Annotated in this window: 1 protein-coding gene; it reads right to left on the bottom strand. The window is 44.9% G+C overall.

Features of this window, described 5'->3' with window-relative positions; all coding sequences use genetic code 11:
• A partial coding sequence (locus AB5935_RS26325) for a RagB/SusD family nutrient uptake outer membrane protein (protein ID WP_368327909.1) occupies positions 1 to 952 on the bottom strand: 952 nt, incomplete at both ends.

Raw genomic sequence — 952 nt, 5'->3', positions numbered from 1 at the left:
GTACTGCTCCCTGTCCATTCCGAATCTCTGAATTTCGAGCAGACCATACCCGTTTTAGTCAGTGCATTGAGTGTTCCATTCTGCGTTTGTTTATACAATCCGAACTGATAGCGTAAATCATTCTGATCCCAATTCTGAATAAATTTATTCTTCTGATAATCGGTATAAATTCCTACAGCTCCCATATTCACGAAAGGATTGGGCTTGCAGAGATACATATAGGCGATGGTCGATCCACTATCGCGGTTGAACTTTATATAGAAAATTTCTTCAGAAGTGGCATTAGCCGTATGACCGTAAAGGTCGAGGAAATCATCCGCTTTGCCAACCTCAACCAGAGAATATCGTTTGGATGAAATAATTAAACCGGCTGCTTCAGCCGCCTCTTCATAGCGACCGGCATAAAGACAAGCTTCTGTTTTCAATGCCAATGCGGCATAACGCGAAGGACGTCCGGCAGATTTAGCCACTTCCGGGAGATTGGATGCAGCATAATCGGCCTCATCAATCACAAACTTCCAGATATCAGCTTCCGGAGTACGGGGTTTATTAAAGTCATTCATGTTCTGTTCATCGAAAAAAGGAACGGCGCCCCAATTTCGTACCAGCCATGAATAGGCGAATGCACGTAGAAAACGTGTTTCCCCGGTGAGGTTGTTATACTCCTGTTGCGAGAGTGGAGTATTACCTATACCGTCAAGAATATTATTGGCAAAACGAATGGCACGATACAACACCGCCCAGCTATCTTTGGAGAAGCCCACCCCACCACTGGTAAGCCCGGTATCATAAGCTGTGGCATAGTTACCTCTTCCAATACAATAATCCGCCAGTCCTTCTTCCAGAACAATCAGATAACGGCTGAATCCCGGATCACGACGGAGTTGGAAATAGATGGAATTGATAACACTCTCCACTTCTTTGGCATTCGCCATAAAAGTCGTTGCATCCA

Origin of the sequence: Phocaeicola sp. RTP21198st1_B8_RTP21198_201120 (assembly GCF_040929485.1) — a bacterium.
GTDB lineage: Bacteria > Bacteroidota > Bacteroidia > Bacteroidales > Bacteroidaceae > Phocaeicola > Phocaeicola dorei.
Note: the sequence above shows the minus strand (reverse complement) of the source record. Positions and strands in the feature narration are given on the sequence as shown.